This window comes from Plantibacter sp. LMC-P-059a (genome assembly GCF_030209505.1).
Classification (GTDB): Bacteria; Actinomycetota; Actinomycetes; order Actinomycetales; family Microbacteriaceae; genus Plantibacter.
Window position 1 is genome coordinate 158,564 of record NZ_JARVRZ010000003.1, and the last position, 24,999, is coordinate 183,562.

Here is a 24,999-nt window from a genome sequence, read left to right on the forward strand (position 1 = left end):
GCTCGGTGGACGACCGCTCCGGCGGGTCGGTCCGCCGGGTCGGTCGAGGCGCTACGCCCGGAGCGCTGCGCGGAAGGTCTCGAGGGTCTCGGTGGCGGTGCGCTGCCAGGAGAACCGCTTCGCCTGTTCGAGCCCGGCCTCGGCCAGCCGCCGCATCTCGTCGGGACGGGTCACCGCGGTCCGCATGACGCCGGCGATGCTGTCGAGGGAGGTCGGGTCGAGGTAGAGTGCGGCGTCTCCGCAGACCTCGTGGTAGACGGGGATGTCGCTCATCATCACCGGGAGACCGACCATCATCGACTCGAGCGCCGGAAGACTGAACCCGTCGACGAACGACGGCATCGCCATGATCGTCGCGCGCCGGTAGAGCTCGCCGAGCTCCTCGCTCGTGAGCCAGCCCCGCAGCTCGACCCAGTCCTGCATGCCGGTCTCCTCCACGACGGCCTGCAAGGGGTCCTCCCCGTGGCTTCCGGTGATCACGAGGTGCGGGCGTTCGTGTTCGGCGAGGAGCGGCAGCGCGCGGATCAGGCTCGCCCAGTTCTTGTGCGGGCGTCGGTTGCCCGTCGCGAGGACGTAGGGGCGTTCCTGGTCGGGCTCGCGGTCGCCGTCGATGGTGGGCATCGTGCCGGCGAGCGGCACCAGGTCGATACGCTCCCGGGGCACGCGGAGGTACTTCTCGATCTCCGCGCGGGACACCTCGCTGATGGTGAGGACCCGGGTGGCGTTCCTCGAGGTGAGCCGTTCCATGAACTTGACCGGGGCGGTGTACAGCGGCGTGGTCATGAGTTCGGGATTGCTCCAGTAGAGCATGTCGTGCATGGTGACGACCGACGGCATCGACGACCGGGCGGGGCCGAGCGTCGCGGGGGAGTGCATGAGGTCCGCGCCGTGTCGTCGTGCCTGGCGGGCCACCTGGAACAGTTCGCCGAACGCCCAGACGAAGCGGTTCTCCCCGCTGATGCCCGTGTCCACCATCTCGCCGGGGAACCAGGAGTGGTCGAGCTGGTAGCCCTCCGAGCTGATGAGCCCCACGAACTCGAATTCGCTCCCCTGCCGACCGATCTCGCGGTACAGCTCGCGGGCGTACGTCTCCATACCGCCCTTCGTGCCGGTGTAGGACAGGAGGTCGACGGCTACGCGGGGCATAAGGCACGAGGATAGCAGCGGGACGACCGGGATAGGCTGGTGGGCGGTCCGGTGAGCGGTGAGGAGCGGGTCCATGCCACAAGCACCAGTCGACGAGCGGGTCTCCGTGGCGCTCTGCACCTACAACGGCGCAACCTTCCTCGCGGAGCAGCTGGCGAGCATCACCGCGCAGACGGTCCTCCCGCGGGAGATCGTGGTGAGCGACGACGGGTCGAGCGACGGGACACCAGCCATCGTCGAGCGGTTCGCCGCAGGGTCGCCGATCCCCGTCAGACTCCTCCGGAACCCCGAAGCACTCGGCGTCACGCGGAACTTCGAGGGCGCCATCCGGGCGACCGTCGGCGAGCTCGTGGTCCTCTCCGATCAGGACGACGTCTGGCGAGCCGACCGGGTCGAGCGGGCGCTCGCCGCCTTCGACGCGCGCTCGGAACTCCAACTGGTGTGCTCCGACGCCCGGCTCGTCGGCGCGGACGGGTCGCCGCTCGGGACGACGCTCTTCGCGTCGCTGTCGATCGGTCCCGAGGAGCGGCAGCGCATCCGATCCGGAGACGCGTTCGACGTCCTCCTCCGGCGCAACCTCGTGACCGGCGCGACCGTGATGCTCCGTCGAGCGGTCTTCGAGGCGGCCGCGCCCTTCCGGTCGCCCTGGGTCCACGACGAGTGGTTGGCCATCGTCGCCGCGTCGCGGGGGCCGATCCAACTGCTGGACGAGCCGCTCGTCGACTACCGCCAGCACGGCGCGAACCAGATCGGCATCGTCGAGCCGACGCTGCGGTACAAGGTCTCGCGTCTCCTCGAACCCGGGCGGCAGCGGAACCGCGACATCGCCGACCGGATGGTCGGACTCGCCGCCTGGCTCGCCACCGCAGAGGGATCAGCGCCGCTCGCCGATCCAGTGGCCGTCGGGGCGAAGGCCGCGTTCGAAGGCTTCCGCGCCGATCTGCCGTCGGCCAGGTGGCGACGGATCCTGCCGGTGCTGCTCCGCGCGCCACGCGGCGAGTATCAGCGGTACGCGAGTCAGGGCGTCCTCGACGTCGCCAGGGACCTGCTCCAGCCCGCCTGAGCCTCGTGCAGCCTTCGGCGTCGATGCTCAGGCCTCCGCGACGCCGTCGTCAGGCGCCGACGAGGAGCCAGAGCGTCGCGCCGACGAGCACCACGCCGAGGGCGAGGAGACCGCCTCGCCAGGGAGCCCGGTGACGCGCGGCGACGAGGAGGAGGCCCATCACGACGAGTTCCCGGGCGTTCACGAGCCACGCTGCGAGGTCGAGGTCGTGCACCGCGACGACGCCGATCGGCAGTGACAGCAGGACCCCGATCGCCTTGATCGGACTCGCCCAGCGCATCCGGCTCTCGGCTTGGAGGATCGCCGTGACCGTCCAGGCGACCACGGAAGGGGCCACCGCGAGAGCGAGGACCGGGACGAGCGCGAGCGCCGGATCCCAGGCCTCGCTGAGGAACGGGGCGACCAGGAGGTGTGCGCCGACCGTCGTCAGTGCTGCCGCCAGGACCGCCAGGGCGAGGGACCGGCGGAGCGACCGCTCGGCGAGCGCGACGATCTCGGAACCGCGTCCGCTGCGCGCCGCGCCGACGAGGACGGGTCGGAGGACGTTGATCGTGGCCAGGGCTGCGGCATCGCCCACGCTGCGTGACAGGGACATGGCGAAGGCGTACTGGCCCAGCCGGGCGTCGCCGGCCAGCGCGCCGATGGAGACGCGGTCGGTCTGCCCCTGCCCCCAGCCGAGGAGCGCGAAGAGTGCGGTGTGCAGGTAGTCGCCGAACACGGCCGAAGTGGAGGTGCCCGGTCGGTCGTCGTCGGTCGTGGCAGGCACCGATCGCGCGGCGTGGCGTCGGTTGAGGAGCGCGAACCCCGCCTCGGCCAGGGTCGCCTGCAGTGCGCTCGCGAGCAGTGAGTGCGTCGTCACCAGGATCGGCACGCTGCAAAGGAGGGAGGCGGTCGACGACCAGGCCTGGGATGAGGCGATGCGCTTCCACCGCCCGGCCCGTTGCAGCCGGACCAACGCGTCGAGACCGAGCGCCGAACAGCTCGGCACGAGGACGAAGGGCACCAGCGCGATCGCCTGCCACCGGTCAGGACCGGCCTCGGTCAGGAAGAGGGCCGCGACGGTCGCGGCCAGGAGCAGGCCGCCCACCCCGGCGGACCACCTGCGGAAGCGTCGGACGAAGCGGTCCCCGCCCGTGCTCCCGGCGTGGACGACGGCAGTCTGCCGCGCAGCCGTGTCGCCGACGGTCTGCACCAGGGTGAGCGCCAGGACCATCCACGCGTACATGCCGACGACGGACGGCGCGACGATCGCCGCCAGGACGAGCATGATCAGTGCGGAGGCCACGCGGGGGAGGATGCGCTCGAGGATCGACCAGGCGAGGTGGATCATCGCCGGCTCACAGGTAGAGCGTCCGGCTGTGCAGGCTCTCCGTCAGTCGGCCGGCCCGGGAGGCCAGACGCTCGACGGCTCGTCGTCGGCGCAGGCTCGACGGAGCGCTCGTGAGGAGCAGGACGACACCGGAGCCGACGGCGGCGGGCAGCGACCACCAGGGTGATCGTGGCATGCCTGCAGCGCGGTGACTCGCGTACAGCCGGACGTTTGCCCGGCCGTAGGCGTAGAACTGCTTCGCAACCGCTCGGAGCTCCCCGCGGAGGGTGTAGTCGACGACCGCGTCCGGAACGGCGATCGTCTCCGCACCGAGTCTCGCGGCCCGCCAGAAGAAGTCGGTCTCGTCGCCGCCCCCGGCGAACGACTCGTCGAAGCCGCCCACCAGCTCGTACACCCGTCGGGTGAATCCGCAATTGGCACCGATGGGCCACGGGACGTCCCACAGGGCGCGGTACACCCCCGGCTCGTGCGCGACCAATCGTCCGTCGGGGAGACGCCGATCCACGGCGCCGCCGACGCATTCGGCACCGGCGGCGAGGGCCCTGGCGTGCGCGGCGAGCCACCCGGGCCGGACGACGTCGTCCGCATCGCAGAGCAGCACCGCCCAGCCGCGTGATGCCGCGACGCCGGTGTTCCTGGCGTGGTTGATGCCCGGCTTCGCTCCGGCGTCGACGAGTCGGACGCGGGCGTCGCGGCGACGGTAGTCCTGGACGAGCGCCGCCGTCGCGTCGGTCGAGCCGTTGTCCGCGACGACGACCTCGAACCCCTCGTCGCTCTCCTGGGCGAGGAGCGCGTCGAGCTGCGCGCCGAGCGTCTGGGCGCCGTTCCGGCAGGGGATGACGATGGACAACACGATGGGCTCCGATCGGGATGGATACTCGTATGCTAGTATTCTAATGTCTTATTCACAAGTTTGAGCGGGGAGCACAAATGTTGAGAAAGCAACTCGGGCTGATCGTCGGGTCCGCCGAGGTGGTCGTCCTTCGACTGGCCTCCGGCGTTCCGAACAACGGCATCCGGCTGGCGGCACTGCGGTCCTGGGGTGCGGTGATCGGCACGGGATGCGCGGTTCACCACGGACTCCAGGTGCGCGTCGCCCGGCGGCTCGAGCTCGGCGCGGACTGCTTCATCGCGGAGGACGTGACGCTCGACGCCCGGGGCGGGCTCGCCGTGGGTTCTCACGTCAGCATCAACAGCGGCGCACAGATCTGGACCGCCCAGCACGACATCGGCTCGCCCGAGTTCGCGTACGAGTCCGCGCCGGTGCGCATCGGCGACCGCGCGTGGATCAACGCCCGGTCGATCATCCTGCCCGGGGTGTCGATCGGCGAAGGTGCGATCGTCGCTGCCGGTGCGGTCGTCACCAAGGACGTGCCGGCATGGACCATGGTGGGCGGCGTGCCGGCGAAGCCCATCGCCGACCGCCCTCGGGTCGACGCCTATCGTTTGGAGGCCCGTCGGAACAAGGTCTGGTGGTGGTGACCACCCCGCGCGTCGGCCGCGCGGCGTGGTGATCCGCCGTCGTCAGAGGTACCACGTCCTCGATCGCAGGCTCTCCGTGAGCCGCCCGGCGCGGGAGGCGAGGCGCTCGACGCTACGGCGCCGACGAGCGCTCCGCGTTCCTGAGGCGACCAGCCCTGCGACCGCCACGACGATGACGACCGGGAGTTCCCAGCCGATCGATCGCGGCATGCCTCGCGCCCGATGCCGGAGGAAGAGCCGCACCATGCCCCTGCCGTAGCCGAAGAACTGGCGTGCGACGCTCCGAAGGTCGTCGCGGAGGCGGTACTCCACGAGGGCCCCGGGTGCGGCCGTCGTCGGATGGCCCGCCTCGGCGGCCCGCCAGAAGAAGTCCGTCTCGTCGCCGCCTCCGCGGAGCGTCTCGTCGAATCCGCCGATGCGGTCGAACACGGACCGCCGGAACCCGCAATTCGCACCCGGAGGCCAGGGGTGGAAGTTGTGCACGGTGCTGACCGCGTCGGCTCGTCCGACGATCGTGCCGTCCGGCAGGGTTCGGACGAGTGGTCCTCCGGTGCAGTCGGCTCCGGCCTCGAAGGCACGGACGTGGGCGTCGAGCCAGCCGGGTCGGACGACGTCGTCGGCGTCGCAGAGGAGGACGACGGAGCCGTGAGACGCCCTGACACCGACGTTGCGTGCGTGGTTGATGCCCGGCTGGGCACCCGCGTCGACGAGACGGACGCGGGCGTCCCGATCCCGGTATCGCCGCACGAGCTCCGCGGTGTCGTCGGTCGAGCCGTTGTCGGCGACGACGATCTCGATGGTGGTGGTGCACCGCTGCCCGAGCAGGGCGTCGAGTTGTCGAGCGAGGGTGTCTGCGCCGTTGCGGCAGGGGATGACGATCGAGTACACGGGCCTCCGGGGTGACAGGGGGGAGGCGTCCACTCTTCCATCAGCTCGACTCGAATACAAGATGTGATATATTTACGGGACAGTTGTCGCCCCGACGACACCCGACCCACCCGCAGAGGAACCCATGACCACGACCGTGCTGCACGTCACCGACTGTTATGCCGGAGGGATCCCGGTCGCGATCGAGGCCTACGTCCGGAACTCCCCGCCCGGGGTCGAGCACCACCTCCTCGCGCAGGTCCCGGCAGGAGCGTCCGTCGACGACGCCATGTTCGAGCGCTTCGCCTCCGTCGCCATCCTGGGTCAGCGGCCGACGGACGCCGTGCGCGCGATCAGACGCGCGCGCCGCAGGACGGGCGCCGACATCGTGCACGCCCACTCGAGCTTCGCCGGCGCGTACGCCCGGCTCGGCCTCCGCAACTCGAGCCGGACCCGGATCGTCTACACGCCGCACTGCTACGCCTTCGAACGCGCCGACATCTCCGCACCGCGACGCCGCCTGTATCGCGCCGTCGAGTGGCTCCTGTCCTTCAACGTGGGGACGATCGCCGCCTGCTCCGAGGGCGAGGCCGCGGCCTCCGAGCGCCGCGGTCCGCTCCGGCCCAGGGTCGTGCACGTACCCAACGTGGTCGCCCATCCGCGACCCGACGGTCCGACGCCGCGCCCGAGCGTGGACCGCCCGCTCCTCGTCACCAGCCTCGGACGGCTCGCACCGCAGAAGGATCCCGAACGGTTCGCCGAGGCGGCGGCGTCGATCCGGGCACGTGGCATCGACGTCACCCCGGTCTGGATGGGGAGCGGGCCCGACGACGCCGTCAACCGTCTCGAACGTGCCGGTGTGCACGTCACCGGCTGGATCCCGCACACCGAGGTGGCGTCCCGCCTCGTCCAGAGCGACGTCTACCTGCACACGGCAGCGTGGGAGGGGTTCCCGCTCGCGGTCCTCGAAGCGGTCCAGGCGGGTGTCCCGACCCTCGTCCGGCGCATCGACGCGTTCGGCGACCTCCCCGACGCCCTCACCATCGAGGGTGGCCTGGAGGCGATGATCTTCAGCCGGCACGCCGGGCCGGAGGTGTTCGCCGTCTGGGCCGCCGCGAACACGGCCGGATGGGCTGAGCGCCTCCGTGACCACACGCCGGCTCGGCAGCGGCTCGCCCTGGCCGACGCCTACCGGGTGCCGCAGGTGGCCTGATGAGGATCGCCGTCGTCCAATGGGGACGCACCGGTGCGGGGCCGCTCTTCGCCCAGGAGCTCGCGCGAGCGCTGCACGAGGACGGCGCTTCGGTCGTCGTCTCGTACTCGCTCGACGCGGAGATCGCGGGGCGGTTCACCGAACTCGGCGTGCCCGCATTCGGTGTCCGCACCTATCGCGACCGCCGTGGCGCGGTCCTCGGTCTCCCGCGCCTCCTGGCCGCGGCGGTCGGGCTCGACCGCTTCCTCCGACGGCATCGGGTCGACGTCGTGGTGATCGCCATGGAGCAGCTCTGGCAGGGTGTGGTCGCCCCGGTGTTCCGGCTCGGCGGACGGCGCACGTTGCTCTGCGTCCACGATGCGACGATGCACCCCGGCGACCACTCCGGGATCGAGCATCTGCTGCGTCGCGTGGAACGCCGCGTCGCGGACGGGGCCGTCGTGTTCTCGAACACCGTCGCCGGACGACTCGCCTCGCTCGGCGCCTTCCCGGCCGACCGGATCCACGAGACCGTCCATGCCGCATACCGCGTCGACCCCGGCCGCGCCGCCCGACCGGCCGGGTCCTCCGAGGTCCCGGTCGTCGGGTTCTTCGGCCGACTCTCGGCGTACAAGGGTCTCGAGCTCGGCATCCGGGCCGTCGAGGAACTCCGGTCACGCGGGATCCGGGTCCGGTTCCGCGTCGTGGGATCCGGGGCCGACGCGTCGGTCGCCGCACTGCGGCACGAGGACGACGAGGTCCAGAACCGCTGGGTCGCGCAGGATGAGATCGAAGACGTCGTCGGCGGGTTCGACCTGGCCCTCCTGCCGTACACCGAGGCGAGCCAGTCCGGCGTCCTCGCGTACACCATGGCGCTCGGCGTCCCGGCCGTCGTGACCCCGGTCGGCGGACTCGCCGAGCAGGCGACCGCCTCCGGTTCGGCGATCGTCGCGACCGACGTGACGCCGACCGCGCTCGCGGACGCGATGGCGTCGGTGCTCACCGACGACGAGTTCGCGAGGGCGCTCTCCGAGGCCGGAACGGCGGCGGCATCGGGTCCGATGTCGTGGGCTCGTGTCGCGGCGGATGTCCGTCAGGCCGCCACGGCGGTCAACCGCCGCTGAGCGCCGGTCCGTCGGCAGCCTGGCCGGACGGACGACCCGACGGAACGGCCCGCTCGCGCGTCACGCGTGAGCGGGCCGTTCGTGTGGTCACCCGAGACTTGGCGGCCTCGCCGAGCCTCCTGGCCTGAGGCTCAGGAGGAGGCACACGGCGACGACGAGCATCGGGGTGAGGTGGCGGAGGAACGAGCCGTAGTCGGGCTCGAAGATCGACTGCACGATGAGGAAGGCGAGCAGTGAGGCGAGCAGGCGGTTCTGGAACGGCGTCAGTGCCTGTGAGCCGGCGTCCGCACGACGGCGGGCGGATCGGATCGCGACGAGGAGGGACACCCAGATCACGATGAGCAGGACCGCGACGATGAGGTAGATCGCGCCGCCCCGGAACAGCAGGGGGATCGGCACGATGAAGGAGCCGAACGTCAGCACGCTGTTGACGAAGCCGAAGACCGGGCCTGTGCCCGGGATGAACTGGGTGATGAGGGTGTTCACGGACGCGTTGCTCCGGTATTCGTTCACCGTGTGACGGAAGTGGTCGAGGTCGACACCGACGAACTGCGGGAAGACGACGGCGAGGACGGCGTAGAGCATGAGGATCACCACGAGGGTGGTCACCCAGCCGCGCCGCATACGCAGCGCGAATCGAAGGGCGACGGAGACGCCGGCGACGAGGAACCAGTAGGTGCGGAAGGCCTCCGCATAGAGCAGCATCGCGAGGATCGGCACAAGCTCGCTCAGGATCCCGCTTCCGCGGCAGAGGACGATGACGAGCACGACGCCCATCGTCAGGAGGTCTTTCGTGTAGGCGCCGTGATAGATCGCAGCGAGGGCGACGCAGCTGACGATGATCCCCCAGTCCAGCCAACCGGCTGACGACACCTGGGTCTTCCGAAGCGCCAGCGTGAGCGCGAGCAGGTAGCTCAGCACCCCGAGCATGGCGGCGAGCGCCGGCAGCTCGGCGAGTCCGAGCCATCGGTAGACCGCCGCGATGAGCTGGAACGACGCGTCAGCTTCGGTGAAGGTGCCCCGATTGACGTTGATGATGGTGCCCTCGTCGTTCGAGAAGTGCGAGGGGAGCCCGGGGCGGTCGGCCGCCACCCAGGCGAGCGCGATGAGGGAGGCGACCACGAACACCCCGCCGCCGATGAGGCTGGGCTCGTCGGTCGGTCCGGGGGTCGTGTCGGGGGACCGGGGCTCCGCGCTGGCACGTGTCTCGATAGGCGTGCGCATGGGTCAGCCGGTGAAGGACCGCACGAAGGTGAGCGGGGGCTGGAGGTCGCCGAACCACGTCTCCGCGTAGTTCGAGAGCTTCCGGTTGTTGTTGTCGATCGCGATGACCGGGCGTCCCATCTGGAGTGCGATGAGCATGGCGTGCAGGCGATCGGTCACGACCGTCTCGCCGCTGGCGATGGTCCGGACGGCCGCGGCGAACCGGCGTTCGGCCCGTCGCATCCACGCCTCCTGGCTGCTCTCCAGGAGCGGCTTCAGCATCGGGTACTTCGCCGCCCGCCACCCGAGCCACTCGTGGGCCCGCAGGTCCACGGGGTCCGCGCGCCAGTCGGTGCTCCTGGAGCCGACCGGTCTCCCCGCGGTCTCGTCGTCCGTCCGCGCGATCACGATCCTGCCCTGCGTCGGCTCCGGGGCGACGATGGCGCCCAGGAGATGGACGGCGTCGGGGGAGAGCGAGAGGTCGTCGACGTGGTCGCGGACGAGGTCGAAGGAGGCCTGGTCGCGCACGGCCACCCGGAGTCGGCGTCTGGAGGCGAACCGTCGGACGAACGCCTCCTGGTCGGACGGTTCCGGGAAGACGACCGACTGGGGGGCTTGGATGAGGAGCGTTCCACTCGGGAGGTGCTCCGCGAGGTCGTACCGCGACTCGTTGACGACGGGGTACAGGCCTCCGAGGTTGCCACCGCCCTGGATGAGGACTGGGATGGCGGAGTCGCGCACGCGCCTCGGCATGGTGCCGACGCTCGAGGTGGTCCGCACGTCGATGCCGTGATCCCGCCAGAATTTCGCCTGCGCCAGCGCGATAGCCGAGTCTCCGGCGTTCTTGTGGTCGGGGAACTGGGTGAAGTGCAGCTCGGTGACGCCTCGGTGCAGGTGGACGAACGCTGCCTCGGCGCGGCCGCGCATGGTCTCGAGATAGGACATGTTGCTCCGTTCGGGTGGGGTTCGGGAGAGGGAGGGATCGAGGACTGGAACACCTCACTCCACATCTCGTATGCTAATATACTGCACGGATCGGTCCACGACAAGGTCGGCGATCCCGCCGAGCGCCGCAGGCTGCTCGCCCCTCACCCCAACCGACGCGAACCCGACCGCGCGTCAGGAAGACCTCCGTCATGCCGTTCATCGAAGCCCGTCGATCCTGGGAGCGACGGTTCTCCCGCGCCGTCCTCCTCCTCGACCTCCTCGCCGTGTGCATCGCGCTCGGCGCGACGCAGCTGCTCTGGTGGGACACCTACTGGACGGGGGCGGTCGACGTCTCCGGTCCGCTCGGGCACGTCGTCGTCGGATACCCCGCGATCACCCTGGCGCTCGGATTCGCCTGGTGGTTGCCGCTGACCGACGCGCGGTCCAGACACCCGCGCGTCCTCGCAGGCGGGTGGTCGCCGTACCGGCGCGTGATCCTCGTGACCACGACCGTCTTCGGCGGGTTCGCGATGAGCTCCTACCTGTTGAAGCTCGAGATCGGGCGGAGTTTCCTCCTGACCGCGCTGCCGCTCGGCGTCGTGCTGCTCCTGATGATCCGCTGGGCCGCGCGTCGGCGCCTCCGTGCACGACGACGCGGCAGCGCGTCCGTCTACCGCACGCTGCTGGTCGGCGATCGCGACCACGCGGTGCACGTCGCCGATCGCATACGCCGCGGTGAGTGGGCCGGACATCGGGTGGTCGGTGTCGTGACCCCGGGCATCGTCGACGATGAACGGATCGCCGACGCGCCCGTCCTCGACGGGCGGGCGTCGATCCTCGAGGCCGCCGTCGACGTCCAGGCCGACACGGTGATCCTCGCCGGTTCTGAGGAGCTCTCGCCGGCCGCGTTGCGTCGTCTCGGCTGGGAACTCAGCGAGCGGGGCGTGCGGCTCATCATCGCCCCGACACTGACGGGGGTCGCGCCGATGCGGTTGCACCTGCAGCCGGTCGACGGCATCCCCTTGCTGCACGTGGACTACCCCGAGATCACCGGCGCGAAGGCGGCGGCCAAACGGACGTTCGACATCGTCGGCTCGGCGGGTCTGCTCCTCCTCCTCTCACCCGTCCTGCTCGCCGTCGCCATCGCCGTCATGACGACGAGCCGGGGAGGGGTGTTCTACCGCCAGGAGCGTATCGGGCTCCGTGGCCGCCCCTTCCAGATCCTCAAGTTCCGGTCGATGGCCTCCGGCGCCGACACCGGTGCTGCCCTCGCGGCGCAGCAACGCGCGGATGAGCTGCTGACCAAGCCGGCGCACAACCCCCTCGTGACCCCGGTCGGCCGCATCCTCCGCAAATACTCGCTCGACGAGCTCCCGCAGTTGCTGAACGTGCTCGGCGGCTCGATGAGCCTGGTCGGGCCGAGGCCGCACCGCGATTGGGAGGTCGAACGCTACGACCTGCTCGCCCGTCGGCGCCTCCTCGTCAAGCCGGGCATGAGCGGCCTGTGGCAGGTCAGCGGGCGGTCGAGCCTCTCCTGGGACGACTCCGTGGATCTCGACCTCTACTACGTGGAGAACTGGTCGGCCGCGGCGGACATCAAGATCCTGGCCCGGACGGTCCGTGCGGTCGTCGCCCCGGGGGCTGACGCGCGCTGACCGACGCCGGTCAGCGCTCGGGGAGCTTGTGGCGCCAGCTGAGCCCGCCGGCGCCGAGGACCGCGCAGACCACGAGGAGGAGCCAGCCGCCACTCGTGAGGAGGCTGCTCTCAGCGGCCCCGGACGCGAGCAGGGTCACGACGATGAGCGCGGCCCACACGTGCACGACACTCCGACGGTTGGTGGCGACGAACCAGGTCCGGACGAGCGCCAGACCCCCGAGGAGGAGGAAGAGGACGAGCCCGATCAGTCCGAGCTGCAGGGACACGTCCAGGTAGGCGTTCAGCGCCGAGTCGTTCACCCGGCCGAGGCTCGCGTCGATGAGTCGGTAGGGGACCGCGTCCGCCACCCAGCCACCGGTCCAACCCCACCCGTTGAGTTCACTCGCGGCCGGTCGCCGCATCGTCTCCTGCCACAGGGCGTAGCGCTGCTCGATCTCGAGCCCCAGTCCGAACAGCCGGAACACCTCGGCACGGTTGAAGTACCCGACGACCGCCACCAGCGCCAGTACCGCGAGGAGGACGAACTGCCACATCCGACGGAGTTCCGGTCGAAGCTGTCGGAAGACGTAGAGGACGGCGGTCGCGATCCCGAGGGTGCCGGCGAGCAGCGCGATACTCGGTGAGCGCGTCCCGAGGATCAGGCCGGCCGCGAGTGCGATCGACCCGATGGTCACTCCGTGACGCACCGACCGGGTCCGCCACTCGACGACGAAGGTGACGAGGCCGATCAGGGCCGCGATCCCGAGCGCGCTCCGCGAACCGAACACGCCCTCGAGCGGTCCGCCGAGGGCGAGGTTGCCGCTGATCCCGAGGAACGGGAGCGGGGTGTCGATGAGGACCCCGCTCAGCACTTCGAGCGCGAGCGAAGCACCGAGCAGTGCTCGGAACGCGGTCCCCGTCGCACGCACGATCTGGATCGTGTCCCGGGTGAGGGCGATCACGATCGCGACGAACGCCCAGGCGAGTTGTTCACCGATCGCCGGCCAGGTCGCGAGCGGCGTGGCGCTCCAGGCGATCGACAGCGCGCTCCACGCGAGGAAGAGCAGGACCGAGATGGGCAGCAGCCCACGCCACTCGATGATGGGCAGTCGTGCCAGCAGGATCCCGGTGCCGATCGCCGCGAGACCGGCGAGCATGGCGCTGAAGCCGGCGCCGCCGATGAGGCTCGTCACGAGGTGTTCCCCGAACGCGGTCCCGATGGCGATGGTCGCGAAGGCGGCGGCGACCGGCGCGGAGGACAGGACGCGCGCCGCGGCGGAGAACGCGTCGAAGTCGGCCGGTCTCACGCCGCGCTCACCGGCTGAGGTGGTCGCGTCGGGGCGCGGATGCTCGGTCGGCCGAGCCACCGGTGTCGGGCACGGGCCAGGCTGGCTCCTGCTTGGTCTTGACGACGAGGAGGACGAGGAGGACCCACCCGGACTCGATGAGCAGTCGACTCTCGGCGACGGACTGGACGACGAGCGAGACCGCGATGAGGACGGGCGCCAGCGAGAGCGCCGTGTACGGTCGGTGCGCGTCCAGGTCCACTCGCGGCCGGTCGACGGCGAGGAACCAGGTGCGGGTCAGCATCGACAGGACGACCGCCGCGAAGAGGACGAGGCCGACGACCCCGAGCTGGAACCACACGTCGAGCCAGGCGTTGTGGGCTTGCAGCTGCCGGACGCCGCGCCGGATGACGAGGTCCGTGAAGAGCGGCTCCCACGGTGCCCAGGGGCTCGAGAACCCCCAACCGACCACCGGCCGTTGTTCGATGAGGCGCCAGACCGTCGCCCAGATGTCGAGGCGGCCTGTGAGGTCGGGGCTCTTCCCGAGGAGGCCGAGCAGCTGCGTGCGGAAGGCGACCGCCGCCACGGCACCGACGACTGCGACACCGACGATGGCGAGGTACACGGGCGTCCGGGCTGCCGGGCCGCTCGCGCGCCGGATGGCCAGGGCGGACACCAGGACGACGGCCGTGACGACCGCGGCGAGCAGGATCGTGGTGGAGAAGCTCAGGAGGAACATGGTCACCGAGAGGGCCAGTCGGAGGATCAGCGTCCATCGGCGCTCCGGGCCGGCGATGCCAGCCGCCGCGTGCTGCTCGCGACGCGCCGCCAACCGGACCCCGAACACGATGATCCCGAGGAGGGCGACGACGGCGAGCAGGTTGGCGTTCCCCGAGATGCCCTGGATGCGCCCGCCCGAGAACAGGAGGTCGCGCGACCAGTAGTCGAGCAACGGCGGGTCGGCCGAGTCGCCTGCGTAGAAGTTCGGGAGCAACGGGTGACGGAGGACCGCCGCCACGAACAGCTCGAAGAGGAGGGACAGGGCGAGTAGCCAGGTCACGGCGCGTCCGAGGACCCGGAGGACCTCCGGCCAGGTGAAGCAGGTGGCGAGGGTCAGCCCGAGGATGGTGCACAGGGCCGCGCCGAGGAGCGTCGCAGCGGTGCCGCTCGGATAGGCGGACCAGGCGAGGGACAGGACCGCCAACGCCCCGTAGCCGACGAGCGACCACGGGATCCTGGTGCGCTGCCAGCGGGGTCGGACGACGACTATGCAGGCGAGGGCCGCACCGCCGGCCAGGAGGGCGACCGCCGTGTAGCCCCAGATCGTGAACAGGTTCGTCCAGAACGTCCCGGCGAGCACCGCAAACGTCGCGAACACGGCCACGTGTCGGACGACGATCGCACGCGTGGTCAGCGTCGCCGGCGGGCGGGGCGGGGCGGGTTCGGTCGGCAGCATCGTGCCCCCAGGGTAGCGGCTGCGGCCAGGACCGACGCCCTGCCCCGGACGGTCGCTCAGACGAACGCCGCGGTGCCGGTGATCGCCCGTCCCACGATGAGCGCGTTCATCTCGCGCGTGCCCTCGTAGCTGTAGAGCGCCTCGGCGTCCGCGAAGAACCGGGCGGCGTGGTAGTCGAGCACGATGCCGTTGCCGCCCATGATCTCGCGAGCCCAGGCGACGGTCTCGCGCATGCGGGCCGTGCAGAAGGCCTTCGCGAGGGCCGAGTGCTCGTCCCGCTGCGTGCCCTCGTCGAGCATCTGCGAGACCCGGACGCACATCGCCATCGACGCGGTGATGTTGCCGAGGCACTTCGAGAGGAGGTCCTGGATCAACTGGTGACCGGCGATGGGCTTGCCGAACTGCACGCGCTCCTTCGCATAGGCGACCGCCGCCTCGTAGGCGCCGACGGCGACGCCGACGCTCGACCAGGCCACACCGGCACGCGTCAGACGGAGGACCTTCGCGGTGTCGCGGAAGGAGTTCGCGTGCTGGAGCCGCAGGCGTTCGGGTACCCGCACCTCGTCGAGGGTGATGTCGGCGTTCTGCACCATGCGCAGGCTGATCTTGCCCTCGATCTTCGTCGCGGAGTATCCGGGGGAGTCGGTGGGGACGATGAACCCCTTCACCTGGCCGTCGGCCGTGTCCTTCGCCCAGATGATGGTGATGTCACTGAAGGTCGCGTTGCCGATCCACCGCTTCGAGCCGGAGAGGATCCAGTCGTCGCCGTCCCGGGTGGCCGTGGTCCGGAGTCCCTGCGCACTGTCCGAGCCCGACTGGGGTTCCGTGAGTCCGAACGCCCCGAGCACCTCGCCCGACGCGAGCTTCGGCAACCACTCGTCCTGTTGCTCCTGCGAGCCGCACTCGCTGATCGATCCCATCGTCAGGCCGTCCTGCACGCCGACGAAGGTCGAGATGGACGCGTCGATCCTCGACAGCTCCATCGACGCGAGGCCACGGAACACGGCGCTGTTCTCGAACGGGGTCGTCTGGGGCCAGGCCCAGCGGGCGACGTCCAGCTCGAGCAGCGGGGCGATGAGGTGCTTCGGGAACTCCGCCCGCTCCCAGTACTCGTTCACGATCGGCTTCGCCTCGGTCTCGGCCCAGGCTCGGAGTCGGGCGATGGCCTCCTGCTCGGGAGCCGTCAGGAGGCTCTCGAAGCCGTAGAAGTCGCTGGCGAGGGGTTCGAAGATCATGGTCCGTTGCTCCATTGCGTCCGCTGGCGCCGGATCGGCGTCTCCGCAAGCCTAAGCAGGTGTGCTCGGCATCGACAGCGGCTTGGTAGTTTGGTCCATGGTGCCGGGCGACCGCGTCGCACGGCTTGTAGGACGACGCCAAGCGGCCCCAGGGTCCGGCTGGCGCGTCACCCTCGTCCGTCGAAAGGGCCCCACCATGTTCGTGCCGCTCCGTGCCACTCCCCGTGACTACGCGTGGGGGTCGCCGACCGCGATCGCGGAGCTGCTGGCGTCCGAGCCCTCAGGCCGTCCGGAGGCGGAACTCTGGCTCGGCGCACACCCCGGGGCCCCGACGCCGATCGCGGATCCGTCGACGGTTGGAGGACACGCCGACCTCGAGCGCTGGCTCGCCGCGGATCCCGCCGCGCTCGGCGGGCGAGCCTCGCTGCCGTTCCTCCTCAAGGTGCTCGCGGCGGCCCATCCGCTCTCACTGCAGGCCCACCCCGATCTCGGTCGGGCCGCCGCGGGGTTCGCCGACGAGAACGCGCGAGGCGTGCCGATCGACGCCCCGCACCGCAACTACAAGGACGCCCTCCACAAGCCGGAGCTCATCGTCGCGCTCCGGGACGGCTTCGAGGCGCTCTGCGGGTTCCGCGAGCTCGCCGCGACCGATGCGCTGCTCGGCGAGCTGGTGGCCTCGGCGCCCGATCCGGCCGCTGCGGCGCGCATCGACATGCTGCGGGGGATGGTCGCCGCTCCCGACGGGCTCCGCGACACCGTCCGGATCCTGCTCGAACAGCTCCCCGGCGGGCTGCTCGACGCGCTCGTCGTGTCCGCCGCGGCTCCCGGTTCGGGTGCGTTCGACGCGGAGCGTGCCCTGGTCGGGCGGCTCGCCGAGGAGTATCCGGGCGATCCCGGCGTCGCGGTCGCGCTGCTGCTCAATCTCGTCACGCTGGACGCCGGTGAGGCGCTCTACCTCCCGGCGGGCAACATCCACGCCTACCTCCGCGGCATCGGTGTCGAGCTCATGGCTGCGAGCGACAACGTCCTGCGAGGCGGGCTCACCCCCAAGCACGTGGACGTGCCCGAACTCCTCGAGGTCCTGGAGTTCGAGCCGCGGCCGGTGCCGTGGCTCACCCCGACGGACCTGGGCGGGGGACTCAGCCTCTTCGTACCGGACGTGCCGGATTTCGAGCTGTTGCGGGTGGACCTGACCGATGAGCCGGCCGGGCAGGAGTCGTCGTTCCGACTCCCCGGACCCGGGATCGCGATCGTCACCGACGGCTCGGTGAGGATCGACGGTGCGACCTCCTCCATCGAGCTCGGTCGAGGTGCCTACGCCTTCATCACGCCCGATGAGGCGGAGCTGCGCTTCTCCGGGACGGGGACCCTCTTCCTGGCGACCACCCAGGGCTGACCGCCCGGCCGGTGGTCCGGTCCACGCGGCTCAGGCGCTCTCCCGCACCCCGAAACTGCGCCGGTAGGCGGCGGGCGTGGTGCCGAGGACGCGGTCGAAGTGGTGACGGAGGACGGCTGCGGTGCCGAACCCGGTGTCCGCCGCGATCCGCTCGACACCGTGGTCGGTGCGTTCGAGCATCTCCTGGGCTCGGAACAGGCGTTGCCGGTTCAGCCAGGCGGCCGGCGTGCTGCCGAGCTCCGAGCGGAAGCGGCGAGCGAAGGTCCGCTCCGACATGTGTGCCTGCCGCGCGAGACGCCCGATGGGCAGATCCTCGGCGAGGTGGTCGAGCATCCAGTCGACGACCGGTGCGAGGGACTCGCACTGCTGCGCCGCGACGGGGGAGAGGACGTACTGCGCCTGCCCGCCGTCGCGCTGCGGCGGGACGACCATCCGGCGGGCGATGACATTGGCGCTCGCCGCGCCGTACTCCTGTCGCACCAGGTGCAGACACGCGTCGATACCCGCTGCGGTGCCTGCGCCGGTGATGACCTTCCGGTCTTCGACGAACAGCACGTCGGGGTCGACGGTGGTGCCGGGGAACAGCTCCTGCTGCTCATCCGTGTACATCCAGTGGGTGGTGCTCCGGCGCCCGTCGAGCAGTCCGGCGTGTCCGAGGACGAACGAACCGCTGCACACGCTGAGGACCCAGGCGCCGCGTGCTTCGGCAGCACGGAGCACCTCGAGGTACGCCTCGTCGACCGTGGCACCGCGGGAGCCGCCCCGTCCGGTGATGGCGACGAGGTCCGCCTCCGCGGCGAAGGCGAGGTCGTCCTCGACCATCATGTCGAAGCCGCGGCTGCCGTCGTCGCTCAGGTTCATGCGGATCGGCCCCGGGTCCTTCGTGACGATCCGCAGGTCGAACGCCGGACCGCCCTGGTCGGATCGGTCGATCCCGAAGACCTCGCAGACGACGCTGAACTCGAACGGCTGCAGGCCTGGGATGGCGAGGAGCGCGACCTTGGTGAGCATGGGGCCTCCGGATAGCGATTTGGCAGGAATGTGCTGGTTTGCGTCCATCCTGCCACTGGTGGCAGTTTTTCGCCATTCATAGAGTTCCAGACATGTCCATCATCGCACTCCTCGTCGGAATCGTCATCGTCCTCGTCGTGGTCCTCGCCGTCGTCGCGACGGTCCGCGCCATCCGCACGGACGGCTACCACGCCGTCCCCACCTGCCCGGACGCCCGCCGCGTCGGCCTCCAGTAGTCTGGTCACTCCGCCCGCAGAACGGCCGCAGTTCGGTCGACGGGCGGCCGACTGGAGGAAGCATCGTGACGTGGCTGGTGACGGGCGGGGCCGGGTACATCGGCGCCCATGTGGTTCGGGCGTTCCAGGCCGAAGGGATCGACGTGGTCGTCCTCGACGACCTCTCCAGCGGGCACGAGCGCTTCATCCCGGCGGACGTCCCGTTCGTGCGCGGCACCCTCCTCGACGGCTCGGTCCTCGAGCGCGCGTTCTCGGAGTTCGAGCTGAGCGGCGTGGTCCACGTCGCCGGCTACAAGTACGCGGGCGTCTCCGTGCAGCGCCCGTTGCACACCTACGCCCAGAACGTCACGGCGACCGCGATGCTGCTCGGAGCCATGGAGGAGCACGGCGTCGAACGCATCGTCTTCTCCTCGAGTGCCGCGGTGTACGGGACCACGGACGTCGACCTCGTGACGGAGGACACGCCCAAGGCCCCGGAGTCGCCCTACGGGGAGTCGAAGCTCATCGGGGAGTGGCTGCTCAGTGACCAGGGCGTCGCGACCGGGCTGCGCCACACCTCGCTGCGCTACTTCAACGTCGTCGGTTCCGGGACGGACGAGGTCTACGACACCAGTCCGCACAACCTGTTCCCCCTCGTGTTCGACGCGCTCCTCGCCGGTCGCACGCCGCGGATCAACGGGGACGACTACCCGACCCCCGACGGCACCTGCGTCCGCGACTACCTGCACGTGGCCGACCTCGCCGCCGCCCATGTCGCTGCGGCGAAGCGCCTCGACGCCGGCGAGCCCCTCGAGGCGGCCTACAACCTCGGGAGCGGGGACGGGTCGAGCGTCGGGGAGATCATGACCGCCATGGCCGAGGTCACGGGCATCGACTTCACGCCCGAGATCATGCCGCGTCGCGCCGGCGACCCCGCTCGGATCGTCGCGTCGGGAGCGCTCGCCGCTCGCGATCTGGACTGGCGGATGCGTCACGACCTCCGGCAGATGGTGGAGAGCGCGTGGCGGGCGCGCCGCGCCGGCTCCTGACCTCGATCGGGGGCGCGATCGTTCCCGTCACCCAGTTCAGGTGACACGCGGCGCGTCGCGAACCCTCACCTCGTGATTGAGGCTTTACGATGTGCGACTTGACTCGACCATAACTACAAGGGTGTAATTATGTATCGCGCCGCGTGGCGCAGGGTACGAGCAGTTGGGGAGACGGTATGGCAATTCCTGAGTATCGTGCCGGGGTACCCGACGACTGGTTCGTCGATCCGGTCAATCTGGGAGTGCCCGGCGTCCGTCAGCCGGCTGCCGACGGCGAGGACGACACCCAGCTCTCCTGGCAGACGGACGCGCTCTGCGCCCAGACCGACCCTGAGGCCTTCTTCCCGGAGAAGGGTGGCTCCACGCGCGACGCCAAGCGGATCTGCACGAGCTGCGACGTCAAGTCGCAGTGCCTCGAGTACGCGCTGGCGAACGACGAGCGCTTCGGCATCTGGGGCGGCCTTTCCGAGCGCGAGCGTCGCAAGCTCCGCAAGCGCGCCGTCTGACCGGTCGACCGACCCACTTCACCCGCCCGTCTGCCGCGCGCAGCCTGCCCGATCCGGGGCGCGCCCGTCCGGTTCCCGGCCTTCCGCGCTCGCCCGCTTAGTCTGATTCCGATGTCTCCCCGAGTAACGGCGATCCTCGTGGTGCGTGACGGCTCAGCGTCGCTCGCACGCACGCTCGACGCCCTCAGTGCCCAGACCCGTCCGGCGGACGGGATCATCGCCGTCGCCACCCGCAGCAGCGAGGCGACGATCGCCGAACTCAGCCGGGTCCCCGGGATGAAGCTCGTGACCTCGTCCGAGGACCTCAGCTTCGCGCAGGCCGTCGCGGCCGGCGTCCGGGTCACCGACCAGCCCGAGGACGCCGAGCAGATGCTCTGGCTCCTCTCCGAGGACACCGCGCCGGAACCCACGGCGCTCGCCGCACTGCTTGGCGCCCTCGAGGTCTCACCGTCGGTCGGCGTTGCCGGTCCGAAGATCCTCGACTGGGACGACGCCTCCTTCCTCCGCCGCTACGGCGAGACCATCACCTCGCTCGGCGCCGCGGTCCCGGTGGTCGAGGACGAACTCGACCAGGCCCAGCACGACACGATGAACGACGTCATGGCCGTCGGCCCTGCCGGCATGCTCGTGCGCCATCAGCTGTGGGACCAGTTGGGCGGCTTCGACCAGGCGCTCGTCGCCGACGACGCGCTCGACTTCTGCATCAGGACCCGTCTCGCCGGCTTCCTGGTCGCGGTCGTGCCGACGGCGCGCGTCGCTTCGGCGGGGGAGGGCATCGCCGGACCCTCCTGGTCGAACCGACTGGGAGCCCGCCGTCGCCGACACCGCCAGGCCCGCGCGGCCCAGCTGCACCGCCGACTTGTCTACGCGCCGGGGATCATGGTCCCCGTGCACTGGCTCAGCCTGGTGCCGCTCGCCATCCTGCGGGTCATCGGCCACTTCGTGAAGAAGCAGCCCGAGCTCGTGCTCGGCGAGCTGTCCGCGGCCTTCGCGGTCGCCTTCTCGGGCACGAAGGTCCAGAACGCGCGCCGCCAGCTCGCGAAGAACCGGACCCTCGGGTGGTCCAGCATCGCCGGCCTGCGCATGCGACTCGACGAAGTGCGGCGGAAACGCGCCCTTGCGAGGGAGGCGACGCAGATCGGGTTCATCGGTGAGGAGCGCGACCTCCGCTTCTTCTCCGGCGGAGGCGCCTGGGTCGTCCTCGCCGCCGCCGTCCTGGGTGCCGCGATCCTCGCCCCGCTCCTCGGCGCCTCCTACATCACCGGTGGTGGGCTCCTGCCCCTGTCGTCGACGGTTGGCGAGCTCTGGCAGCACATCGGGTTCGGCTGGCGTGACGTCGGACTCGGGTTCGTCGGCGCCGCCGACCCGTTCAACGCCGTCCTGGCGGTCCTCGGGTCCATCACGTTCTGGGAGCCGTCGTTCTCCCTCGTCCTGCTCTTCCTGCTCGCCCTCCCGCTCTCGGCGCTCGGCGCCTGGTTCGCGGCGACGCGTCTCACCGAGCGCGCAGGCCCCCGTGCCGTCGCCGCATTGCTGTGGACTCTCGCGCCGACGCTGCTGACCGCGCTGGCGGACGGACGTCCGGCGGCGGTCATCGTGCACGTGCTGCTGCCCTGGCTCTTCTACGCCGGGGTGGTGGCCGCGCGTTCCTGGGCCGCTGCGGGTACGAGCGCCTTCCTGTTCGCCGCGATCGTCGCGAGCGCCCCGTCGTTGGCTCCGGCCCTCCTCGTCATCTGGGTCGTCGCGATGGTCTTCGCGGGCCGGGGCATCGCGCGGGTCGCGCTCGTCCCGATCCCTGCCGCCGCGCTCTTCGCTCCACTCGTGTGGCAGCAGGGTGTCCACCGCGGCAACTGGCTCGGGCTCCTCTCCGATCCGGGCGTGGTGACACCGGCGTCGGCAGCCTCCGGCTGGCAGCTGTCCCTCGGCTTCCCCGGCGGCAGCCTCGGTGGCTGGAGTCAGGTCGCCGCAGCGCTCGGCCTGCCGGGTATGACCCCGGTGATCGTGATCCCGGCGCTGTTCGCCCCGCTCGCGATCGTCGCCCTCCTCGCCCTGTTCCTGCCGGGTTCGCGCCGCGCGGTCCCGCTCCTCATCGCCGCGTTCCTCGGGCTCGTCTCGGCCGTGTTCGCGACGCACCTGTTCCTCACCTCCACGGCCGGGACGGCGGTCCCGGTCTGGGCCGGTGCCGCGATCAGCCTCTACTGGCTCGGCATCGTCGGCGCGGCGACCCTCGGACTCGACCGGATCCCCCGCTTCAGAGCCGTTCCGGCGCTCGTCATGGTGCTCGCAGCCGTGGTGGTGGCCGTCCCGCTCGCCCTCGCTCAGCCGCTCGGCACGTCCGTCGTCCGTGAGAGTTCGGGTCGGCAGCTGCCGGCCTACGTCACGGCGGCGACGCAGACCGATCCGCGTCTCGGCACCCTCGTGATCACCCCCGGCGACGACGGGACCATCACCGCGGTCGTCATCCGCGGCCAGGGGGAGACGCTCGACGGGCGATCCACGATCGTGCAGAGCTCGCCCGGCGTGTCCTCCGACGACCGGATCGTCGCGGAACTCGCGGGGAACCTCGCGTCGCAGAGCGGGCTCGACCCGACGAAGACGCTCGTGGAACACGGCATCGCCTTCGTCCTCCTGTCACCGACCATCGAGGGCGGCGAGCAGACGGTCGCCGGACAGACCGCCGGACGGGCCGCGAGTGCGCTCGACGCCAACGCCGCGCTGGTCGCGGTCGGCGAGACGACGAGCGGGACCCTCTGGCGGACGGTCGCCGACGTCGGTTCCGGCCCCGAGGTACCGCAGACGAACGTGCTCGGCACGCTCATCGGTGTCGGGCTGGGCGTGGTCTTCCTCATCACCCTGCTCCTCAGCATCCCGAACGGCGCGTCCCGCGACGGGTACCGAGCGGGTTCGCGGAAGCCGGCGAAGCTCAAGGGTCGCTCCGCTCGGAAGGCTGCGGCGGCCGGTTCCACCGTCGCCGTGCTCGAGGACGGCTCCGCGGGATCGTACGACGACGAGGAGCCGACCGGTGACCTCGACGACGAGTCGACCCCGGACGCAGCTCCGAACTCAGGACCGGGCACCTCCGGTGCATCGAAGCCACGCTGGTGGCGTCGCGGAGCTGCCTCCGTCGCGACACCCGCTCCCACGCCGACCTCCGAGACCGACGCCGACCCCGTCGCCCGCACCGACGACGCCCCGGAGACGGTGACGAGCGGTGCGGAGCCCACGGCGGAACCGTCCAGCGATGCGTCGTCCAGCGATGCGTCGTCCAGCAATGCGCCGACCAGCGATGCGGAGCCCGTCGACGACGAGCCCGTCGACACCTCGGAGGCCACCGACGGGCGAGACGAGTCCACGACAGAGCCGAGCGCTCCGAGCGACGCGTCCTCCACTTCAGACACCACCCGCCGGGACGTCCCGGGAACGGAGCAGCCGCATGCCCAGTAAGCGCGGAGTCGCCATCACCTCAGGGCGCATCGTGACCGGGCTGGTCGGGATCGGGATCGCCGCGGTCACGATCGCCGCCGCCGGACAGCTGACCCTGCCGACCGTCGAGATCGCCCCGCGGGACATCCGCGTCACCCCGGTGGCCGGCGACCAGTCCCTGGTGTGCCCGGGGCCGCTGCTCGCCCTCGCCCAGGACGCCACCGCGGCGACCGCTGCCGGGTCCTTCGGGCCGGCGAGCGTCGACTTCGGCGCGAAGGGGGTCACCCCGACCACGCGCGACCTCGCCGCCCCCGACAACACGAGCGGCGCGGCGGACGGTGGCCCTGCGGTCATCACCGTTCCCGGCGCGACCGACGGGAGCGCGACCCCCGTCAGCGGAGCGCAGTCCCAGATCGCGGCCGAGGCGGACGTGGCCGGCCTCGCCGCAGCCACCTGCACCCCGGCGTCGGCGGAGAGCTGGCTCGTCGGCGGTTCGAGCGATATCGGCCGCACCACCCTCATCCTCCTCGGCAATCCCTCCGCCGTCGACGCGAACGTCACCCTCGAGGTCTTCGGCGCCGCCGGACGCATCGACGCCCCAGGGGCGGCCGGGATCGTCGTGGCGTCGGGCACGCAGCGGGTCGTCGCGCTCACGGGCCTCGCTCCGAACGAACCGACGCCGGTCGTCCGCGTGACCAGCGAGGGTGGCCAGGTCGCCGCAGCACTGCAGCAGAGCACCGTCCGGGTCCTGACACCCGGTGGTGTCGAGGTCCAGGGACCCACTGCTGCGCCGGCCACCGACCTCGTCGTCCCGGGCCTCGTCGTCTCGGCTCCGGCAGCGCCCGGGGCGAGTTCAGACACCGCTTCGGTCGACGACCGGGCCACGGCCCTCAGACTCTTCGCTCCGGGTGCCGAGGCGGCGGACGTCGTGATCACGGCCACGCGTGAGAACAGCAAGGACGAACCGATCGTGGTCGACGCGACCATCCAGCCGGGTGTGCCGGGCGAGATCGCCCTGGCCGGATTGCCCGCGGGTGAGTTCTCGCTCGAGATCACCTCGACCGAGCCCATCGTCGCGGCGGCCCGCTCGAACTCGCGCAGCGGCGCCCTCGAGGACTTCGCCTGGTTCGGGGCGACGCCCGTGCTCGACGACGCGGCAGCGTTCACCGTCCCCACCGGCCCGGGGCAGAAACTGCACGTCTTCAACCCGACCGGGTCGGAGGCGGCGGTCACGCTGACGGACGCCGACGGCACCAAGACGGAGGCCAAGGTCGCCGCCGGTGCCGGCGCGACGATCGGGGTCGCCGCCGGCCAGAGCTACGTGCTCGAGGGTGCCGACGGACTCCACGCCTCGATCAGCCTCGCGGCACCGGGCCGGTTGACCTCGTCGCCCGTCGTGCCGCCGAACCCGCTGGCCGCACCGATCAGCGTCTATCCGCGCTGAGCGGTGCCCGC

At 71.0% G+C, this 24,999-nt stretch carries 21 protein-coding genes; 11 read left to right on the forward strand and 10 right to left on the reverse strand.

Annotated elements, in window-relative coordinates:
• Positions 1-51 precede the first annotated feature (51 nt).
• Complete coding sequence (locus QRN27_RS08030; protein ID WP_285041593.1) at positions 52-1,146, reverse strand: glycosyltransferase family 4 protein; 1,095 nt, start codon at positions 1,144-1,146, stop codon at positions 52-54.
• A 73-nt stretch (positions 1,147-1,219) separates the two neighbouring features.
• Here QRN27_RS08030 and QRN27_RS08035 point away from each other — a divergent pair, with 73 nt between their 5' ends.
• On the forward strand, positions 1,220-2,209 hold the full coding sequence (locus QRN27_RS08035) for a glycosyltransferase family 2 protein (protein ID WP_285041595.1): 990 nt from the start codon (positions 1,220-1,222) through the stop codon (positions 2,207-2,209).
• A gap of 49 nt (positions 2,210-2,258) precedes the next feature.
• On the opposite strand, the gene QRN27_RS08040 is transcribed toward QRN27_RS08035, so the two are convergent.
• Complete coding sequence (locus QRN27_RS08040) at positions 2,259-3,539, reverse strand: lipopolysaccharide biosynthesis protein (RefSeq protein ID WP_285041597.1); 1,281 nt, start codon at positions 3,537-3,539, stop codon at positions 2,259-2,261.
• Positions 3,540-3,546: 7 nt separating this feature from the next.
• Positions 3,547-4,392, reverse strand: a complete 846-nt coding sequence (locus QRN27_RS08045; RefSeq protein ID WP_285041599.1) for a glycosyltransferase family 2 protein — start codon at positions 4,390-4,392, stop codon at positions 3,547-3,549.
• Positions 4,393-4,469: 77 nt separating this feature from the next.
• Between QRN27_RS08045 and QRN27_RS08050 the strand changes: the two genes are divergently transcribed.
• On the forward strand, positions 4,470-5,021 hold the full coding sequence (locus tag QRN27_RS08050) for an acyltransferase (RefSeq protein WP_285041601.1): 552 nt from the start codon (positions 4,470-4,472) through the stop codon (positions 5,019-5,021).
• 42 nt (positions 5,022-5,063) lie between these two features.
• On the opposite strand, the gene QRN27_RS08055 is transcribed toward QRN27_RS08050, so the two are convergent.
• Positions 5,064-5,909 carry a glycosyltransferase family 2 protein gene (locus QRN27_RS08055; protein ID WP_285041603.1) on the reverse strand — a complete coding sequence of 282 codons (846 nt, stop codon included), beginning with the start codon at positions 5,907-5,909 and terminating at the stop codon, positions 5,064-5,066.
• A 124-nt stretch (positions 5,910-6,033) separates the two neighbouring features.
• Between QRN27_RS08055 and QRN27_RS08060 the strand changes: the two genes are divergently transcribed.
• Both QRN27_RS08060 and QRN27_RS08065 read left to right on the forward strand, forming a co-directional pair.
• Positions 6,034-7,101 carry a glycosyltransferase family 4 protein gene (locus QRN27_RS08060; RefSeq protein ID WP_285041605.1) on the forward strand — a complete coding sequence of 356 codons (1,068 nt, stop codon included), beginning with the start codon at positions 6,034-6,036 and terminating at the stop codon, positions 7,099-7,101.
• On the forward strand, positions 7,101-8,204 hold the full coding sequence (locus QRN27_RS08065) for a glycosyltransferase family 4 protein (protein ID WP_285041607.1): 1,104 nt from the start codon (positions 7,101-7,103) through the stop codon (positions 8,202-8,204). The genes QRN27_RS08060 and QRN27_RS08065 overlap by 1 nt, the downstream gene beginning before the upstream one ends.
• Positions 8,205-8,291: 87 nt before the next feature.
• Here the strand turns inward: QRN27_RS08065 and QRN27_RS08070 are convergent, their stop codons facing one another.
• Positions 8,292-9,428, reverse strand: a complete 1,137-nt coding sequence (locus tag QRN27_RS08070; RefSeq protein ID WP_285041609.1) for a hypothetical protein — start codon at positions 9,426-9,428, stop codon at positions 8,292-8,294.
• Between the two features lie 3 nt (positions 9,429-9,431).
• Positions 9,432-10,352, reverse strand: coding sequence for a polysaccharide pyruvyl transferase family protein (locus tag QRN27_RS08075; protein ID WP_285041611.1), 921 nt, complete (start codon positions 10,350-10,352; stop codon positions 9,432-9,434).
• Positions 10,353-10,543: 191 nt separating this feature from the next.
• Here QRN27_RS08075 and QRN27_RS08080 point away from each other — a divergent pair, with 191 nt between their 5' ends.
• Positions 10,544-11,989, forward strand: a complete 1,446-nt coding sequence (locus QRN27_RS08080; protein ID WP_285041613.1) for a sugar transferase — start codon at positions 10,544-10,546, stop codon at positions 11,987-11,989.
• 10 nt (positions 11,990-11,999) lie between these two features.
• Here QRN27_RS08080 and QRN27_RS08085 read toward each other — a convergent pair whose 3' ends face one another.
• The 3 genes from QRN27_RS08085 to QRN27_RS08095 are packed head-to-tail and all read right to left on the reverse strand — an operon-like array spanning position 12,000 to position 15,947.
• A complete protein-coding gene (locus QRN27_RS08085) occupies positions 12,000-13,277 on the reverse strand; it encodes an O-antigen ligase family protein (RefSeq protein WP_285041615.1) in 1,278 nt (425 codons plus the stop codon).
• A 7-nt stretch (positions 13,278-13,284) separates the two neighbouring features.
• On the reverse strand, positions 13,285-14,712 hold the full coding sequence (locus QRN27_RS08090) for an O-antigen ligase family protein (protein WP_285041617.1): 1,428 nt from the start codon (positions 14,710-14,712) through the stop codon (positions 13,285-13,287).
• Positions 14,713-14,768: 56 nt separating this feature from the next.
• Positions 14,769-15,947 (reverse strand): acyl-CoA dehydrogenase family protein, encoded by a 1,179-nt coding sequence (locus tag QRN27_RS08095; RefSeq protein WP_056781692.1) that lies wholly within the window; start codon positions 15,945-15,947, stop codon positions 14,769-14,771.
• A 196-nt stretch (positions 15,948-16,143) separates the two neighbouring features.
• On the opposite strand from QRN27_RS08095, the gene manA reads away from it, so the two are divergent.
• Complete coding sequence (gene manA, locus QRN27_RS08100; protein WP_285041619.1) at positions 16,144-17,343, forward strand: mannose-6-phosphate isomerase, class I; 1,200 nt, start codon at positions 16,144-16,146, stop codon at positions 17,341-17,343.
• A 30-nt stretch (positions 17,344-17,373) separates the two neighbouring features.
• Here the strand turns inward: manA and QRN27_RS08105 are convergent, their stop codons facing one another.
• Positions 17,374-18,354, reverse strand: a complete 981-nt coding sequence (locus QRN27_RS08105; protein WP_285041621.1) for a GlxA family transcriptional regulator — start codon at positions 18,352-18,354, stop codon at positions 17,374-17,376.
• Between the two features lie 92 nt (positions 18,355-18,446).
• Here QRN27_RS08105 and QRN27_RS08110 point away from each other — a divergent pair, with 92 nt between their 5' ends.
• The 5 genes from QRN27_RS08110 (at position 18,447) to QRN27_RS08130 (ending at position 24,988) form a co-directional block, all read left to right on the forward strand.
• Positions 18,447-18,590 carry a hypothetical protein gene (locus QRN27_RS08110; RefSeq protein ID WP_285041624.1) on the forward strand — a complete coding sequence of 48 codons (144 nt, stop codon included), beginning with the start codon at positions 18,447-18,449 and terminating at the stop codon, positions 18,588-18,590.
• A 65-nt stretch (positions 18,591-18,655) separates the two neighbouring features.
• A complete protein-coding gene (galE, locus tag QRN27_RS08115; RefSeq protein WP_285041625.1) occupies positions 18,656-19,618 on the forward strand; it encodes a UDP-glucose 4-epimerase GalE in 963 nt (320 codons plus the stop codon).
• A 176-nt stretch (positions 19,619-19,794) separates the two neighbouring features.
• Complete coding sequence (locus QRN27_RS08120) at positions 19,795-20,124, forward strand: WhiB family transcriptional regulator (RefSeq protein WP_082456139.1); 330 nt, start codon at positions 19,795-19,797, stop codon at positions 20,122-20,124.
• A gap of 111 nt (positions 20,125-20,235) precedes the next feature.
• Complete coding sequence (locus QRN27_RS08125; protein WP_285041627.1) at positions 20,236-23,565, forward strand: glycosyltransferase; 3,330 nt, start codon at positions 20,236-20,238, stop codon at positions 23,563-23,565.
• Entirely contained in the window at positions 23,555-24,988 is a 1,434-nt protein-coding gene (locus QRN27_RS08130) for a DUF5719 family protein (RefSeq protein ID WP_285041629.1), read from the forward strand. The genes QRN27_RS08125 and QRN27_RS08130 overlap by 11 nt, the downstream gene beginning before the upstream one ends.
• Positions 24,989-24,999: the final 11 nt, after the last annotated feature.